16 protein-coding genes are annotated in these 14,420 nt (G+C 60.9%); 5 read left to right on the top strand and 11 right to left on the bottom strand.

Annotation, left to right across the window (positions count from 1 at the left end; genetic code table 11):
- The first annotated feature begins 3 nt into the window (after positions 1-3).
- Positions 4-435: a GFA family protein gene (locus FJ430_RS13310; RefSeq protein WP_140652645.1), complete on the top strand. Its 432-nt coding sequence runs from the start codon at positions 4-6 to the stop codon at positions 433-435.
- Complete coding sequence (locus FJ430_RS13305; protein ID WP_140703678.1) at positions 429-1,442, top strand: ATP-dependent DNA ligase; 1,014 nt, start codon at positions 429-431, stop codon at positions 1,440-1,442. Before FJ430_RS13310 ends, FJ430_RS13305 begins: the two co-directional genes overlap by 7 nt.
- Before the next feature lie 33 nt (positions 1,443-1,475).
- Here FJ430_RS13305 and FJ430_RS13300 read toward each other — a convergent pair whose 3' ends face one another.
- Positions 1,476-2,687: an NAD(P)/FAD-dependent oxidoreductase gene (locus tag FJ430_RS13300; RefSeq protein WP_140703680.1), complete on the bottom strand. Its 1,212-nt coding sequence runs from the start codon at positions 2,685-2,687 to the stop codon at positions 1,476-1,478.
- A gap of 136 nt (positions 2,688-2,823) precedes the next feature.
- Here FJ430_RS13300 and FJ430_RS13295 point away from each other — a divergent pair, with 136 nt between their 5' ends.
- Entirely contained in the window at positions 2,824-3,105 is a 282-nt protein-coding gene (locus FJ430_RS13295; protein WP_140704297.1) for a hypothetical protein, read from the top strand.
- An 18-nt stretch (positions 3,106-3,123) separates the two neighbouring features.
- Here FJ430_RS13295 and FJ430_RS13290 read toward each other — a convergent pair whose 3' ends face one another.
- Genes FJ430_RS13290 through FJ430_RS13280 form a run of 3 tightly spaced genes read right to left on the bottom strand, consistent with a single transcriptional unit; the run spans position 3,124 to position 4,833 of the window.
- The gene (locus tag FJ430_RS13290) at positions 3,124-3,873 is read right to left on the bottom strand and encodes a metallophosphoesterase family protein (protein WP_140640592.1); all 750 of its coding nucleotides are present in this window, start codon (positions 3,871-3,873) and stop codon (positions 3,124-3,126) included.
- Complete coding sequence (locus FJ430_RS13285; RefSeq protein ID WP_140640594.1) at positions 3,866-4,672, bottom strand: nucleotidyltransferase family protein; 807 nt, start codon at positions 4,670-4,672, stop codon at positions 3,866-3,868. Before FJ430_RS13285 ends, FJ430_RS13290 begins: the two co-directional genes overlap by 8 nt.
- Positions 4,672-4,833 (bottom strand): hypothetical protein, encoded by a 162-nt coding sequence (locus tag FJ430_RS13280; RefSeq protein ID WP_181175251.1) that lies wholly within the window; start codon positions 4,831-4,833, stop codon positions 4,672-4,674. The genes FJ430_RS13285 and FJ430_RS13280 overlap by 1 nt, the downstream gene beginning before the upstream one ends.
- Between FJ430_RS13280 and FJ430_RS13275 the strand changes: the two genes are divergently transcribed.
- A complete protein-coding gene (locus tag FJ430_RS13275; RefSeq protein ID WP_140703682.1) occupies positions 4,832-7,138 on the top strand; it encodes an FdhF/YdeP family oxidoreductase in 2,307 nt (768 codons plus the stop codon). The genes FJ430_RS13280 and FJ430_RS13275 overlap by 2 nt on opposite strands.
- Before the next feature lie 243 nt (positions 7,139-7,381).
- On the opposite strand, the gene FJ430_RS13270 is transcribed toward FJ430_RS13275, so the two are convergent.
- Both FJ430_RS13270 and FJ430_RS13265 read right to left on the bottom strand, forming a co-directional pair.
- The gene (locus FJ430_RS13270; protein WP_140704299.1) at positions 7,382-8,041 is read right to left on the bottom strand and encodes a DUF6766 family protein; all 660 of its coding nucleotides are present in this window, start codon (positions 8,039-8,041) and stop codon (positions 7,382-7,384) included.
- A gap of 195 nt (positions 8,042-8,236) precedes the next feature.
- Positions 8,237-8,833, bottom strand: a complete 597-nt coding sequence (locus tag FJ430_RS13265) for a cysteine hydrolase family protein (RefSeq protein WP_226892177.1) — start codon at positions 8,831-8,833, stop codon at positions 8,237-8,239.
- 29 nt (positions 8,834-8,862) lie between these two features.
- On the opposite strand from FJ430_RS13265, the gene FJ430_RS13260 reads away from it, so the two are divergent.
- Positions 8,863-9,033, top strand: a complete 171-nt coding sequence (locus FJ430_RS13260) for a hypothetical protein (protein ID WP_226892176.1) — start codon at positions 8,863-8,865, stop codon at positions 9,031-9,033.
- Positions 9,034-9,239: 206 nt separating this feature from the next.
- Here the strand turns inward: FJ430_RS13260 and FJ430_RS13255 are convergent, their stop codons facing one another.
- The 5 genes from FJ430_RS13255 to FJ430_RS13235 form a co-directional block, all read right to left on the bottom strand.
- Positions 9,240-9,806, bottom strand: coding sequence for a sigma-70 family RNA polymerase sigma factor (locus FJ430_RS13255; protein ID WP_226892236.1), 567 nt, complete (start codon positions 9,804-9,806; stop codon positions 9,240-9,242).
- A gap of 367 nt (positions 9,807-10,173) precedes the next feature.
- Positions 10,174-10,362 carry a hypothetical protein gene (locus FJ430_RS13250; RefSeq protein WP_140703686.1) on the bottom strand — a complete coding sequence of 63 codons (189 nt, stop codon included), beginning with the start codon at positions 10,360-10,362 and terminating at the stop codon, positions 10,174-10,176.
- A 106-nt stretch (positions 10,363-10,468) separates the two neighbouring features.
- The gene (locus tag FJ430_RS13245) at positions 10,469-10,975 is read right to left on the bottom strand and encodes a ferritin-like domain-containing protein (protein ID WP_140703688.1); all 507 of its coding nucleotides are present in this window, start codon (positions 10,973-10,975) and stop codon (positions 10,469-10,471) included.
- 484 nt (positions 10,976-11,459) lie between these two features.
- Entirely contained in the window at positions 11,460-12,866 is a 1,407-nt protein-coding gene (locus FJ430_RS13240; protein WP_226892175.1) for an aldehyde dehydrogenase family protein, read from the bottom strand.
- 30 nt (positions 12,867-12,896) lie between these two features.
- Complete coding sequence (locus FJ430_RS13235) at positions 12,897-14,393, bottom strand: nuclear transport factor 2 family protein (RefSeq protein WP_140703694.1); 1,497 nt, start codon at positions 14,391-14,393, stop codon at positions 12,897-12,899.
- Positions 14,394-14,420: the final 27 nt, after the last annotated feature.

The following is a 14,420-nucleotide window of genomic DNA, read 5'->3' as shown; positions in this document are numbered from 1 at the left end:
TTGATGGAACAACCGGACGTCTTTACGCGAAACGCAGCCGTCGAGCGATATGGCGGGTGCCTGTGCGGGAATATCCGTTACCGCCTGACGGGCGAGCCGCGCGTGCATTATTGCCATTGCGATATGTGCCGCCGCGCGACCGGCAGCGCCTTCGCCGTGCTTGGCTGGGTGCCAGTCGCCGGCCTCGCGTGGCTGACCGTGGAACCGACCTGTCGCCGCTCGTCGCCAATCGCCCGGAGATGTTTCTGCCAGTCCTGCGGTACGCCGCTTACCCTTGCCTATGACGCGAACCCTCGGGAAATCGCGATGCATATCGGGACCTTTGACGATCCCGCCGAGCTTGAGCCACGGCACAATTACGGGTCCTCGCAGCGGCTCGGCTGGGTCTGCTGCGGCATCGACTTGCCGCACCATGACACGGAAGAGCGATGGTAGTGGCCCAAAACAGCGGCTTCCCGCTGCCGTTGGACACGCCGCCGATGGAAGCGCGAACGGCGGAAGTGTTGCCGGAGGGAAACGGCCCTTGGCTTTATGAGCCGAAATGGGATGGATTTCGTTGTCTTGCCTTCAAGGACGGCAAGGCGGTCGATCTAAGGGCGAAGTCGGGCAAGCCGCTTGGCCGCTACTTTCCCGAATTGATCGCGACGATGCAAAGCCTCGATGCCGGGGATTTCGTCGTCGACGGCGAGATCGTCATCGAGATCGACAGTCGCGCTTCCTTTGACGCGTTGCAGATGCGGCTGCACCCGGCCGAGAGCCGCATCCGCAAGCTGAGCATCGAGACGCCGGCGCAGTTGATCCTCTTCGATATGCTCGTCGCCCCGGGCGGCAAGATCACGCTCGAACGCCCCTTGGGCGATCGGCGTAACGCTTTGGCGGCCTTCCTGGCCAAAGTACCCTCTGCCGGGCTCCGGCTGTCGCCATCCACCACTAATGTCGCCACCGCTAGGCAATGGCTGCAAGGCGCCGGCCACGGCTCGACCGACGGTGTCGTCGCCAAGATGCTCGACGAGCCATATCGGCCAGGCGAGCGCGCGATGGTCAAGGTCAAGCGGCTGCGCACGGCGGACTGTGTGGTCGGCGGCTTCCGCTATCTGAACGGCAAGCTGCAGGTCGGATCGTTGCTGCTCGGCCTCTACAACGGCCAGGGGCAGCTCGATCATGTCGGCTTCACATCGACCATTGCCAATGAGAGCCGCGCCGCACTCACGACGAAGCTCGAGGCGTTGCGCGGAGGGCCGGGTTTCACCGGCAAGGCCCCCGGCGGACCGAGCCGCTGGAGCACAGAGCGCAGCGGCGAATGGGAGGCGGTGAAGCCGGAACTGGTGGTCGAGGTTCGTTTCGATCATGTCACCGGCGACCGCTTCCGCCACGGCACCAGGCTCTTGCGCTGGCGACCCGACAAAGCGCCGCGCCAGTGCACGTTCGAGCAGATCGAGTAGCCTAACCTGCCGGCGGCTACAAAGTCTGGAGGATCATGTCTTGAACGCGAACAGACTTGCGTCCGCATCATCTTTGCCGGCGATGGACGCCGAGATGATCTCGGACGCGATCTGGGAAAAGATGATCCCGTTTCCGCCATAGCCCATCACCGCATGAACGCGCGGATGCCCCGGCACGCCGCCGATGATCGGCAGTCCGGTTCCGGTGGCGCCGAATGAGCCTGCCCAGGCGAAGTTCGCCGCTGTGTCCAGTTGCGGGAACATCTTCCCGAGTTTCTGCTCAAGGCGATCCGTCTTTTGCGCGGTCAGGGCGTCGCGCCGTTCCTCGTCGGTGAACTCCTCGTCTTCGCCGCCGCAGATCACGCGGCCGTCGGATGTGGCCCTGAGATAGAGGTAGGGATCGGAAGCCTCCCAGATCATGGCGGCGAGCGGCCAGAGTTTTTTCGGCTGCGGGCGCGTCGCGATCGCCCATGTAGAGATGATGCGATGGCCGGTATTCGGCACGATGTCGAGCAGTTCGTATCCGGTTGTGAGAATAAGATGGCGGGCCTTGATCACAGGGCCATCTCGGGTCGCCACCGTCACGCCGAGCCGATTGTCCTTGATCGCAGTCGCTTCCGCCTGCGCATAGAACCGCGCCTTGCGTTGCAGGGCCGCGCTCAGCAGTCCGGACGTCAATTTGCGCGGATCGAGCGCCAGATTGCCATGGCTCAGAATTGCTGCGGCGCGACCTATCCCGAAATCCTCTCTCAGCTTTTTTCGTGTTAGCAAGCACGCTCCAATGCCCGCCTCACGGCGTGCCTCCGCCTCGCGGCGCAGGTCCGACGCATCGAGCCTATTGCCAGCCAGGTAAAGCGATGGCCTATCCGCCGCCCGGCAGCGGATATCGAGTTCCGCGATGCGTCCGCGCAGGTTGAGCAGCGACAGTCGCGAGCGCCGCCAAGCCTGTCGAGCGGCATCGCCTCCGATCATCCGGGACAGCCTGACGAGCGGTTGATCGATCTCGAACTGGACAAGCGCCGTCGTGGCTGCCGTCGATCCTTTCAGCGGCCCGCGCCTGTCGATGCAAATCACGGAATGGCCATCGCGGGTCAGCGCTTCGGCCATCATCGCGCCGCTGATGCCCATGCCGACGATCAGGATGTCGGTTTTTACATCTCGGGTCAGGCGGTCTGCCGGCACCGCAGTTGAGCGATAGGCAGCCCAGACAGGTGTGCCGCTTCTGAGATCGAGCTTGCGAGGCATGAAAGTTCCCGGTTCCGCACGATAAGTCACAAGGCGCGCTGCCGTTCCCGGTCGACGGCGTTCCGTGGCGAACAAGAAGCGGAACAACTCGTCTTGCGGCGGGTTCTCCAGTCGAAGCTCAGTATTGGAGAACGTCATGGACCCGCGCGACAAACAGCGGCCGGCAAAGACCGAAGAAACCGAAGCCCCGACCATCGAGCAGCAGGATTGGGACGCTCTTGAGGGCGGCAGAATCCTGCCGGACAGCGTTGCCGTGAACGGCGACCCGCAGGATGACGCCGAAGCGGAAGGAGATCTTCCCGAGGAAAATGACGACAACCCCTTCCAGGACAGCGACGAAGCCTTGCCCGACGACGAGGAGGAACGCGTCCTGTCGAAGGATCCTTCCAAGGAAGGCAGTCGTTTCGACGAGGTCTAGGTGCGGTCGCCAGCCAGTTCAGATTTCGAGCAGCGCGTAGGGCCGGCCCGTCGGCTTCGTGATGTGCATGGCGACATTGTAGACCTTGGCGCCGCCGGGGGTCTGGCCCTCATAGCTGCCGCGATGCGCATGGCCATGCACGACGGCGCTCACCTTGAACCGGTCGATCGTTTCGGCAAGGCGGGATGATCCGAGGAACGGGAAGATTTCCGGCGGCTCGCCGGCGACCGTCTCCGGGATCGGCGCATAGTGAAGAACCACCAGCGTGCGCTTGGCGCGGACCTGTCGCATGGCGTTCTCCAGCCGCATCGCTTCATTGACGCTCTCGGCCACCATGGCCTTGATTGCCGGCTCGCCGAAAGAGCCGAGCATCCTCGAGCCGAAGCCGCCGACAAAACCCTTGACGCCGACAAAGCCGACATCCATCAGTTCCGTCGCCTGCCCGTCGAGGAGATAGACGCCGGCCTGACGGAGCGTCGCCGCGATCTGGTCGACGCAGCCGGATTCGTAATCGTGGTTGCCGAGTACGGCGACGACGGGGATCGAGCAGGCCCGCAGGTCCTCGGCGAGAAGCTCGGCCTCTTTGGGCTTGCCGAGGTTGGTGAGATCGCCGGTAAGCACGAGGATGTCGGCCTCGCGCGAAACCTCGCCGAACAGATCGCGGTAGGACGTCTGCGCATCTTCCTGGACATGCAGATCGCCCACGGCAGCGACTTTGACTTTGCCGTTGCCGCTCGCTTTGCGATCTGCCTTGCTTCGTTCAGCCATCGCGGAATTCTCCAACGCCGCCGACGCCCGCAAAACCCCATTCCTTGACGTCGATCTCATAGTCGACCTGCGACAGTAGCCGGCCGCGGCAGATCTTCATCCTCGGCGGAGGCAATTGCCGCTGCCTGGCGAGCCGCTCGACCAGATTGTCCAGCAGCCAGTCGGGAATGTGGTCGCGTTCACTGGGATAGATCCACCGGAAATTCAGCACCTGCATCAAGAGCACCTCCCAGTGGGTGTCGAGATAGGACAGCAATCTTTGCCAGTCGATCTGCTCATGCGCCTTGAGGATGGTGTGGGCGATGTCGGCGCCGTCATGCCGGCCCCTGTCCTGGATGAAGCATTTCGACCAGATGAGCTCGGTCGGCCCGATGATGCGGACCCGGTTGCCCAAGAGTTCGACCTGGCGGGCATTCTCCAGCCACTGGTCCTCGACCTGCATGGTGCCGTTGGCGGAAGCAAAGATCACATCGAAGAAATGCGGGCCTTCGAAGACCTTCCCTAGCCAGCGGTCGTCCTCGATCTCGACCGCGTAGCCGATATCCTTGAAATGGGCGAGGATACGCGGGCAATCGCCGGCCTTGCAGAAGATATCGAGGTCCTTGGTCTGGCGTACGACGCCGGTATAGGCGCTGACGGCGTAGGTTCCGGCGACCAGGAAAGGGATGTCAGTGGCAGCAAGTTCGCGGATCGCGTGCGTATAGAAGGCTTCCGCTTCGGCGCTCTTCAGCGTCGGCTCCGCCTTTGCGTCGATCACAGGGAGCGTCGCCAGCACTCCCGGCAACTCGTCATTGGCCATCAACCGTCGCTCCGGCTTTTTATCTTCTTCCACCTGTTTCCGTAAACAGCGGCGATCCGGTGTTGTTCCGCCGTCAGCGGCACCTTCATGGCGGTGGAGGCTGGAACATTGTGAAACCGTGCGGGTTGGAGATCAAAGCAATACGAGCCGAGCTCCACCATGAATCCCTCCACCACCGATCATGTCGAAATCCGCAAATACAACCATCCGACCGGCGGATGGGGATCCCTCAAATCATTGATCCGCAAGGCACGCGGCGAAGGCTTGCTGATGTCGGGCATCTGGAGCACGCTGCTCAAGCAGAACAAGGCCGACGGCTATATGTGCGTCTCCTGCTCCTGGGCGAAGCCCGCCGAGCCGCGCCCGTTTGAATTCTGCGAGAACGGCGCCAAGGCCACGATCTGGGACCAGACGAAACGGCGCTGCGGCCCGGAGTTCTTCGCCGCCCACTCCGTCAACGAGCTGCTCGATTGGCCCGATCACGATCTTGAGAAGCAGGGCCGGCTGCTCGAACCGATGCGCTACAACGAGGTCACCGACAAATATGAGCCGGTCGGGTGGGGGGCCGCGTTCCGCGACATCGGCGAGGAGCTCCGCAAGCTCGATCCGAGATCGGTCGTGTTCTATACCTCGGGCCGCGCCTCGCTCGAGGCGTCGTTCATGTATCAGCTTTTCGCGCGCACCTACGGCTCGGGCAATCTGCCGGACTCCTCCAACATGTGCCACGAGTCGACTTCGGTCGGCCTGCCCGAGTCCATCGGCTCGCCGGTCGGCACCGTGCAATTGGAGGACTTCGGCCATTGCGACCTGATGTTCTTCTTTGGCCACAACACCGGCGTGAGCGCGCCGCGATTGCTTCACCCGATCGAGGAGGCGCGCCAGCGCGGCATACCCGTCATCACCTTCAATCCACTGCCGGAGCGCGGCCTGAAGCGCTTCAAGAATCCACAGAGCCCGGTTGAAATGCTTTCGCCGGGCGCCGGCACCAGGATGTCGAGCGACTTCTTCCAGATTCGCGGCGGCGGCGACATCGCCGCCATGACGGGCATTGCGAAGGCCGTTTTGGCGCTCGACGACGCGGCAAAGAATGCTGGCGCGCCGCGTGTCCTCGACACGGCTTTCATCGAGGAACATACACACGGCTTCGATGCGTTCGAAGCCTATCTGCGCCGCACATCCTGGGACAGGATCGAAGCGCGTTCGGGCATTGCGCGCGCCGATCTGGAGCATGTGGCTGAGATCTACAGCAAGGCATCGGCGGTCATCGGCAATTACGGCATGGGCCTGACGCAGCACCGGCACGGGACCGAGAACGTCCACATGCTTTGCAATCTGCTGCTGATGCGCGGCAATGTCGGCAAGCGCGGCGCCGGCGTGTCGCCGCTTCGCGGCCACTCCAACGTCCAGGGCCAACGCACCGTCGGCATCTCCGAAAAGCCGGAACTTGTCCCCCTCGACAAGTTCGCCGAATTCTACAATTTCGAGCCGCCGCGCGAGAAAGGGCGCGACACGGTCGAAACATGCGAAGGCGTGATCGACGGCTCGGTGAAGGGGTTCATCGGACTGGGCGGCAACTTCGTGCGGGCCGTTCCGGAAACCGGACTTGTCGAAGACGCCTGGCGGCACCTGAGATTGCATGTCCAGATCGCCACGAAACTGAACCGCAGTCACCTGATACCGGGAGCGGTCACCTATTTGCTGCCCTGTCTCTCACGCATCGAGAAGGATTTGCAGGCTACCGGCGAGCAGCATGTCTCGATGGAGGATTCCACAGCCTGCATCCACGGTTCCTTCGGCTATCGCCCGCCGGCCGGACCCAGTCTGCTCTCCGAGCCAAAGATCGTCGCCGAGCTCGCCAAGGCGACGGTCGCGGGAAGGAGTTCAATTCCCTGGGATGAATGGGTGGCCGACTATTCGCGCGTGCGGGACGAAATCGAACGTTGTTATCCAGACCACTTCAAGGACTTCAACAAACGCTTCCTGGTGCCGGGCGGTTTTCATCGCGACATCAAGGCCTCCAAGCGGGTGTGGCAGACCCCCAACAAGAAAGCCAACTTCAAGCCGCCGACGATGCTCGAAACGGATCCCGACATCGACGTCTCGCGGTCGGATGCGCTGACACTGATCACGGTTCGCTCCAACGACCAGTTCAATACCACCATCTACGGCTACCGGGATCGCCTTCGCGGCATCAGCGGGACGCGGATGGTGCTGCTGATGAACGCGCACGATATCGAACGGCTGGGCCTCCATGACGGCGAGGTGATCGACCTGGAGTCCGCGGCCGACGACGGTGTCGAACGACAGGTGCGCGGCCTTCGCGTTACGCCCTACTCAATTCCGCGCGGCGATTGCGCCGGCTATTATCCCGAGCTCAATCCGCTCATCCCGCTCTGGCATCGGGCCGAAAAGGCGCACGTGCCAGCGGCGAAATCGGTTCCGGTTCGGGTGGTCATACCGGGATGACGCTCGCCCATGAGCCCACGCGGATGAAGCTGGCGCAAAGCCCGGCCTGCGATCTCATTTGTGACACAGGAATGCAGGCCGGGCCTATCCCAAGGGAGGGCACAAAGGCCAGCCTATGTTGCACGGCAATTGAGGCCCTGCCTTAACATAGGTTGTTGAGGCCAGCGGCATGTCCATTCAGTCGATAAGACCGTCGCCAGCTTAGACAGCCAGCCGATCGGGGCGAGTGATGGGTCGCTGCTGTCAATGGCCAGTTTTCGCATGCGGCGCGTGCACAGGCTTGCTCTCCGGGGAGCCGCGCTCCCTCAGCCAGATTGCCAGCAGCACCAGGACGCCCGTCGACAGAAACTCGCTCTGCCAGTTCTGAAAGCTCTCGAACCAGAATTGCCCGGAAACGAGATGCGCCAGAATGGTCTCCGCCGGCTGGTGATGCAGCGCGGCTTCTTCTGCCGCGTGGCGCGTGCTTTGCCAAAGATGGAAGACGAAGGTCGCGACGAAGATCAGGAAGAGCGCTGTTCCAAGCGAATGCGAATAGAGCCAGAGAATGATCCCACCGCGCCTTACCGGCCAGGGGGCATCGGGGTCTTCGCGATGTCTGGCGGGATCTTCGTTTTCCGTTGAGTCCGCATCGGGATCCCTGGACTCTGCCGAACCGCGCTGCACCAGATAAGCGGTGAGGAAAACATAGGCCCATTTTTCCAGGAATTCGCTTTCCCAGTTCTCGAAAACGCTTTCCTGAAATTCACCGGATCCGAGAAACGAGGCAAAGGACTGGTTCGCCAAGCCATGCATCGCCCTGTCCTGTTGGCTGGCGAAATAGCCCGAGATTGCCTGGCCGACCAGACATGCAACGAAGATGGCGAAGACGGTGATCAGCAGGCCGTTATTTCGAAAAAAACGCATCATCCATAACTCCTTGATTTCTCGCCGCCTGCTCTCTTCAACTCTCGAGTCCCGTCTCCTTTTCCAACCGATCGAGCTTCACCTTAATCTCCTTCGGGTCGGCATGCTCAAGTCCGACCACTGAGGTCGCCGCGAAATGTTCCCGGGTGGAAATGGAGCTTGCCGTTCAGACGGCGCGGCCTATCAATGGGTCGCCTACTGCCAGCATTCGAGGATGGCTTCCACCGGCGCCACCTCGACATGATGCGAGTAGCGCTTGGTGAAAAGCTTGAGGATGTTCTCATAGGCCTCGTCCGACGTGCTGCAGATGGCGTCCTCGGCAAGGATGGTGCGGTAACCCAGATCGATCGAGCCCAGCAGCGTGGCCAGAACGCACATATCGGCCTCGCCACCGCTGACGATGATCTCTTCGACGCCTTCGGACTGGAGCACGCCCGACAGTTCGCCGCTTAGCCATGGCGAATAGATCGGCTTGTCGAACAGGCGCGCCGGCGGCAGATGGACGGCAAGCTCGGGCAACAGTTCGATCATTTCCTTGCCTGCCCTTGCGATCGTCATTTGCGCCCAACGCTCATAATACTGCTTCCACTGGCCGTGGCCGTCGCCGGGATTTCTCGCGGGGATGAACCTGGTGAAGATGGTGGCTTCGGGCCGCTTGCCAACCAGCCTCTGCACCTGCGGCAGGATCGCGGGCAGCCATTCGACCGCCCAAGGACCCGGTGGCGCGAACATCCGCTGCATGTCGACGCAAATGTGTATGGCCTTCGCCGAAATCGGTGCGAGGTCGCTCAAATCACGGCCATCAAATGGCGGCACGTTCGATGCTGCCGGAAGCAGTTTGCGACTGGAGCCGCATCGGCAAGCCGGACTCCTTGATGCGACGCGCCAAGGCACGCATCGCGCGCCACCGGGTACATCTTGATGCGTTCGAATTCCATTGCCTGTGCCTCGGCCATGGCCGCGCACCGTTCCCGTTCGACGATTTCCGGTGAGGGAGTTCCGGCAGCGTATGCCATTGTGGGTTTCCAATCGTGTGTCTGCGACTAACTCGATGGAAGGCGGTCTGTTCCATAAAAGCGTAATGCATTCTTGCACTTGGAGCAGTTCAGCGTTTGATAGAATCGCCGAACTGCTCCAACTCATTGTTTTTACGCAATTCCGGACAGAAAAACCGCTGCGCACTTTTCTTGGAATTGCCCTAGCGCCGGCTGGAGGACGACCAGGAAGGCACCGCAACATTGGACGAGGTGTCCACGGCGGCGGCTGGAGATGTTTCCCCCAGGTCTTCAATCAATGACATGCGTGCTCGGTTCAACCGACTTTTGATCGTGCCGATGGCGCAACCACAGATGCTCGCTGTTTCCTCATAGCTCACGCCCAGGATGGCGATCAGCACCAGGACCTCGCGCTGCTGGGGCGGCAATTTGCCGATGGCGGCGTGAACCTCCTGGCTGCGGATATGCCATTCCTGGTCGCCATAGCTGATTGAACGGGCCGATGCGCAGTCGGTCGCTCCTGGCGCCTCGCGCATATAGACCTTGTGCTTTGTGTAGAAGGTGTTGCGCATGATCGTGAACAGCCACGACTTCATTCGCGTGCCGGGTTCGAACTGATCGATATGCGCTATGCCCTTGAGGAGAGTTTCCTGCACGAGATCGTCCGCGTCGGTCTTGTCTCTACAGAAGGTGCGCGCAAAAGCTCTCAAAGCTGGGATCAGATCGAGAATCGTCGCCTCATTTTGGAGGGCTGACGAGCCGGAATTCATCGTCCGCAAAAACGCCTCCTGGAGGATAGCTTGGATTGGATGATCAAGGCTAATGCGCCGCGAACAGGTAGGTTCCTGTTGCGACCTCAATCGATGTTCAGCCGCTGCAAAAATTTCGAGCGCTGTCTTTACTTTGGCGATCGATCTTCGCCCTCGAAGCCAGGATCGCGCTTGACGCCGTGTGCAATCTCTCGCGGCATGCGCGACATAGCACCAGCCGGCCGCCGCAGTTTGCGCATCCATTTCGGCGTGCGCTCGGCAAGCAGATTTTAAAGCGGGCATCTATGCTCTCAAGCTTTGACGCCAGAAGCCTCCAACACCGCCAGACGGGATTTAACCCGGCTGGCGGTGCCACCTTGAAGTTTTGTCAGTGCAGCTTGCCGTCGGCTTTCGCCATCCGAGCAGCCGCTTCCAATTCCCGTGCCAACTCAACCAGCCGCTCAGGCGCTGGCTCGTCCGCGACGATCTCAAACGCGGCAAGCAGTTCCCCATCGAGCGTTGAACGCTTTGGAGCCGCGGTTTGGGTCTCTATCGGGATCACGGTGTGTCGACGCACGGGCCTGCTCATAACAAATGTTAACACACCCGGCGTAACCGGCAATCAAAGCAAAGTTCCCTTCCTGCCTTCCTCGGAGAATTGAGCGGCGGAGCCGGGCGGCCTGTCATTCCGCCGCCATGGCATTGACCTTGCGCTCGGCAATTTCCGACAGCTTGTCGTCAGCCGCTTTCTCTTCCTTGAGGGTCTCGGCCAGGACAGCGGCGCAGTCGTCTCGGCCGAGTTGCTTGGCCCACGCTATCAGCGTTCCATAGCGCGTCATTTCGTAGTGCTCGACGGCTTGAGCCGACGCGATCAAAGCAGCGTCGAGAACCTCCTTGTCGTCGACATCGGCGCTGACATCGTCGGCCTCCTCGAGAATGCCGTCGATCGCAGGGCAATCGACCGCCTTAATCTTCTGGCCGTGCATCTCGAAGACCTCTTCGACCCGCGCGACATGGCCCTCCGTTTCGCGAAGATGCTTCTCGAACCCAGCCTTCAAATTGCCGTCTGAAGCCTTCTCGATCATCTTTGGCAGCGCTTTTAGGATCTGCTGCTCCGCATAGTAGATGTCCTGAAGCGTATGAACGAACAGGTCGTCCAACGTTTTGATGTCCTTCGAGAAAAAACCCATGATGGCCGCCTTTCGTTTGTGACCGCAATTGCTGGACTTCCAGACCGTGATGGGCCCGGAAGCCGCCTAATCACGAGGTCTGCTGAATGTTCCCCAGGCTCGATTGAGCGACTGGCTCGGCCGTGAGGAGTCACAAGCCGGATTCGCAGGCGGACGAGATGGCTCGGCGCAGGCCTTTGCCAAGCCCTTCGTAACGATTGATAAAATAACGACAATGGAGCAATTATGGGGAAGGTCGCCGCCAAGCGACGCTCGGCATGATTGATCCGCGAGTGAATCGCGGGCGTAATGTGAAGACGCCCGCGCCTCCGCCCAGCGAGCGAAACAAGCTCTCCGTCTGACTTTACCCGCTCGACCAGAGGTCTGGAATGCCATAAATCCCAGAAATTTCGCCATTATACTTGACAACTCGATTACGCTTCAGCTGGTTTGAATTGATGGGGAGATTACTCTTCGTATTTAATTGATTTATCTTTAGCTGCAGTCATGAAAAGATGACTTGGACCGAACTGTTCTCCTCAAGTCCAAGTTGCCCAAATTCGACGCCGATGCCGGAAGATTTGACGCCCCCGAACGGTGCGTTCGGCTGGATGGCGCCGTGCTTGTTGATCCAGACCGAGCCGCATTCGAGGTGCGATGCGATCCGTTTGGCTTCCCTGACATCCCTGGACCATACCGAGCCACCAAGGCCATTCACGCTGTTGTTTGCCTCTCGGATCGCATCGTTGACGTCGGCATAGCGGATGATCGGCAGGACGGGGCCGAACTGCTCCTCATCGACCAGCGGATCGCCATTGGCGAGGCCGGAGACAAGGGTGATCGGATAGAAGTGGCCTGGGCCTTCCTTGGCGCTTCCGCCGAGCAGAACTTTCCCGCCACGCGCCTTGGCGTCTTCCACCAGCCGCGTCACCTTGTCGAACTGGACCCTGTTCTGGATTGGTCCCAGCAAGTTGGCCTCGTCCATGCCGTCGCCCATCGTGACCTTTGCGGCAAAGGAAACGAGGTTCTCGCAGACCGCGTCATGAACATCGGCGTGCACATAAAGCCGCTTCATGGCAGCGCAGGTCTGCCCGTTGTTGATGAAGGCGCCCCAAAAAAGCCCTTCGGCAATCGCGGCCGGATCGACATCTGGAAGGACGATGCCCGCGTCATTGCCTCCAAGCTCGAGCGTCAGGCGCTTGAGCGTATCAGAGGCCGACCGCATCACTTTCTTGCCGGTCGATGTCGAGCCCGTGAAGACCAGCTTGCTGATTCCGGGATGTCCGGAAATCAAATCGCCGACATTGTCCTGGCCGGTGACGACGTTGACCACGCCGGCTGGCAGGCACCCGTTTAGAATCTCGACCATACGGATGGTTGACAGCGGCGTGTAGGGCGACGGCTTGATGACGACGGTGTTGCCCGCGCGGATCGCCGGCATGATATGCCAGCAAGCAATCATCAGCGGCCAGTTCCAGGGGGTGATAGAGCCGACCACGCCGAGCGGCTTTCGATGGAGCTTGACGCGGCCTTCATCGTTATCCTGAAGGATTTGCACCGGAAGTTCGAGGTCCGCGGTGTAACGGGTCCAGGCCATGGCGCCTGCGAGTTCGAAGCGTGAGCCCATCCCGCCAAGCGGCTTACCCTGTTCCAGGGTCAGCAGTGTCGCGAGCTCTTCCAGATGCTTTTCGATGGCATTGGCGGCATCATGAACGGCCTTCCTGCGGACTTCATTCGACGTCCTGCTCCAGCCTTCGAACGCCGCCCGCGCCGCCGAGACTGCGTTGTCGATATCCGTTTTCTCTGCCTCAGGAGCTCTGCCTACGATCGCCGCCGTCGACGGGTTGTATACGTTGAAATGGTTGCGCGCCGTGACCTGCACGCCGTTTATGATGTGACAGAAATCGTTCATCGCTCTCTCCCGGGTACGATGCCTGTGCGCTCAGGACGATTTGCCAACGAACGGAACCGTGGTGACCTCGGCCTTCACGACGCCGAGCGGGTGGCTGACTTCGATCACATCGCCGACTTCGACCGAGGCATCGACCAGCGCGATACCGAGGCTGCGGTCGAGCGCGAATGAGTGCGCCGCCCATCGCACGACGCCGGGATTGCCTCTCGCGTCCTTGGCATCCCAGAACCACTCCATGCGCGGAACCGGTCCTTCGATGAACAGGCCAACCGACTTGCGCCTGACGCCATCGGCCCTGATCCGTTTCAGCGCATCCTTGCCTATGAAATCGGCCTCGACGTCGAGATGGACGAACTTGTTGCCAAGATCCTCAAGCGCGTTCATGCCCGAATTGGTGTAGTAGCTGATGTCGGTCACGCCCCGCTCGAGCGCGCGGAAGATGTTGGGGCCCATGACCATGATATCGTAAGGCTCGCCCGCTTTCTTGACCGCGTCCCAGATGTCGGTCGCGCCCACGGACGACAGGGGATAGATTTCGAAGCCTTCGCCGCTGCTCCAGCCCGTGCGCGAAACGACCACATCCTTGCCGAGCACCGTTGTCCGCATGCATGTGTAGTTCTTCAGCTCCCAGACCGGATCTGCGCATATCGCCTTCATGACCTCGATGGAGAGCGGGCCCTGAATCTGCATGGGGGCGATGTCCGGTTCGGACACTTCCACCTTCCAGTCCGAGCCCATCACGATGCCGCGCGCCCAAAGCGTGATGTCGGTGTTTCCGTGCGAGATCCAGATCGTATCTTCCGATGGACGCAGCACGACCGGATCGCACAGGCAGATACCGTTCTCGTCGGTCAGCAATGTGTAACGGCATTGGCCGACCTTCATGGCGGACATGTCCCGGCATGACAGATAGTCCATGAACCGCAGCGCGTCGGGACCCTTGAGCTGGGTCTGCCGCTCAAGGCCGACATCCCACAGCGTAACGCCATTGAGCAGGGTGTCGTATTCCTGGAATGGCATTCGCCCGTAGATCATCGGGAAATGCATGTTGTTGTAGACCATCCACTCCATGCAGCCCTCTTCCACGGACTTACCGAAATAGGGCGAGAGTCGATTGACGGTGAAGACCCGCTGGCGCTCTTCGGGGAACATCGGTCGGCGGTCCAGGTACTCCGTAAGCCGCTTGATCTTGCCGTCGACGAGCGTGATCTCGCCGACCATGCGAAAATCGACGCGATGCGGCGTGCCATCAAGCTTGCCGCCAGTCCCGACAACCTCTGCGGAGTAGTTGGCCTCAACAAAACCGGTCGCACCGGCGTCGATCGCCGCAGTGACCTCCACCTGTATGTTCTTTTGGCTGAGGGCCGCCTGCCGCATCTCCTTTTCGATACTGGCGCGGCCTTTAGCCGGCTTGTCGGCCATGGGTACGATGAACTCCCCATCATCGGTGAACATTGAAGCGATCGCCGCGGCATCGCCGGCGATGAAATGGTCGCAATATCTGCGGAACGCTTGTGTGGGGGTCATGGCTATTGGTGCTTTCGATGCGTTTTC

This window comes from Mesorhizobium sp. B2-8-5 (assembly GCF_006440675.2).
Lineage (GTDB): Bacteria > Pseudomonadota > Alphaproteobacteria > Rhizobiales > Rhizobiaceae > Mesorhizobium.
Note: the sequence above shows the minus strand (reverse complement) of the source record. Positions and strands in the feature narration are given on the sequence as shown.